Consider the following 2,350-nt stretch of genomic DNA (forward strand, 5'->3'; position numbering starts at 1 on the left):
GACAGGGTCACGCAGTGCCGGCGAAATCGCCGCGCGCGCCATTAGCGGCTTCACCGAGGATGGTCATTTCATCGCCTTTGTCGATGCCAGGGGCAACGTTGAGGCGGCCTCGGAAGGATTTTCGGCACTGGGCATCCTGCCGGAGACGCTGGCAGCACTGGTTGCCGACGTCGCAGCCGAGAGCGACCGCATCGTCAAGCGCCTTGTCCCGGGCGGCACGGCCTCCTACCCGGCGGGGCTGGCAAGATTGACCGAGGAGCGGCATCTGCTGGTGGTGATCGACGAGGACCAGCTCGACGACACAGCCCCTGCGGGCGAACACCTCACGCAAACCATTGCCGAGGCGGCACCAGCTGGCGATGCGGCTTCGCAGCCGGAACAGGGTGGCGAGACGCCGACCGAGGAACCAGGCGCCGCACTGCCGACCGAGGACGTCGCCGCATCGCAGCCGCATGCGATCACCGACGTGATCGGGCAGGCGCCGACGGCTGCCAACAGCGATCAGGCGGCAGCAGAGCCCACACCGGCGCAACACGACCATTGGTACTTCAACGCCGGCGAGGACGGAGGGGAACAGGCGCCGCGACCAGCTGCGTCCGGACCTGAAGCGCCTCAAGAACCGGCGGCCCTGGAAGTCCAGTCCACCTCCGCGGCCACGCCGACGACCGTCTCGGCGATAGACCGCGCAGCGGCGCCGGTGCGCTTCGTCTGGCGCACCGATGCCGAAGGCAAGTTCAGCGCGCTGTCGCCGGAATTCGCCGACATCGTCGGCAAGCCGGCGGCCGACGTGATTGGCCGACGCTTCAGGGATGTCGCCGCCACATTCGGCCTCGACCCCTCGGGCGAGATATCGGGGCTCCTCGAACGGCGCGATACCTGGTCCGGACGCTCCGTGCTGTGGCCGGTCGTCGGCACCGATCTGAAGATACCCGTCGACCTGGCGGCGCTGCCTGTCTATGGGCGCAGCCGCGCCTTCGAGGGTTTCCGCGGCTTCGGCGTTGCCCGCGCCAGCGACGCGGTCGTCGATCCGGAGGCCATCGGCATGGCGCTGGTGCCCAATGGCCGGGCGCCGGCAACGCCGGAACCGCAAGTCATCCAACCCGCGCCCGAACAGCCGAACGCTGAGGAGCCCAGGGCCGAGGACGCTCAGGCATCGGATCCGTTCAAGGGCGAGGTGCCGGCGCTGACCATCGTGCCGAAACAGGAGCGGCGCTTTGCCGACAAGGTGATCCGGCTCGCCGAACATCGCCAGCCAGCCAACGACAAGGGCCTCTCGACCCTGGAACGCAGCGCCTTCCGCGAAATCGGCGAGCGGCTGAAGAAGGAGAGTGCTCCGGTCGAGCCACCAGAGACTGAGACTGCTGAGGCGTCGGCAGCGGAGACCGAGGCTCCGGTCAAGGCGTCCGACGACCCGATGCGCACCGGCGGCATCCCTGCGTCAGGGCCAGAGAACGAACCGGTCGAGCCATCCGAGACCGATGTCGATGCCGAAGACGAGCAGGATCTGGCACGGCTTGACGGTCACCCGGACGAAGCGGCTCGTGAAGCCCCCCCTGGGATGAATGTGACGGGCTCGTTGCTGGACTATGCCGGCCAAGATGACGAACGTGGCCCCGTGGCGGCGGAACCAGAGAACACCGCTGCGGTTTCGCCCGGCGAAGAGCCTGAAGCCACTGACGCGACACATGATGTCCTCGATGACGACAGCATGACGTCAGCAGATTTTCGCGATGCCGAAGACAGCGAGGATTGGGCGCAGCCCGACGAGGAAGCCGCATCGCCTGACGAGCAGGCGGTTGCCGCGCAGGCCGTCAATGCAGGCGACGCTGCGGAAATACGCGTCGAGCGCCCTCGCCTGCAGGTTCCGCCGCTCAAGGCCGAAGGGTTCGTGCCGTCGGCGTTTTCCGCCGGAGATGAACACAAGGCCCCGGACACGTCGCTGCTCGGTAAGCTGCCCGTGCCGCTGCTCATCCATTCCGGAGACCAGTTGCACTATGCGAACGAGGAATTCCTCAGCCTGACCGGCTACGAGGCGCTCGACGATCTGGCGGATGCCGGCGGCCTCGGCGCGTTGTTTGCCGACCCCTATGCCGACGACGGCGTTTCCGACGGCACCGATCGCGCGCTGCGGTTGAAGACGCGTGATGGACAGGAATTCCCGATCGAGGCCATTTTGCGCTCTGTCCCCTGGCGCGACGGCAAGGCGCTGATGCTGGTCGTGCGACGCTCCGGCGAGGATGATGCGCCGGCGAGCCTGCATGTGGTTGGCGACGAGCAGACGCAGCCGGATATTTCCGAGCTCAAGGCGCGCATCGCCGAGATGCGCACCATTATCGACACCGCCACCGAC

1 pseudogene is annotated in these 2,350 nt (G+C 67.4%); it reads left to right on the forward strand.

The window, feature by feature from the left end:
• Positions 1-2,350, forward strand: a pseudogene (locus EN991_RS32575) (PAS domain-containing sensor histidine kinase); the annotation flags it as partial.

Source organism: Mesorhizobium sp. M7A.F.Ca.US.005.03.2.1 (assembly GCF_003997795.1).
GTDB classification, from domain to species: domain Bacteria; phylum Pseudomonadota; class Alphaproteobacteria; order Rhizobiales; family Rhizobiaceae; genus Mesorhizobium; species Mesorhizobium ciceri.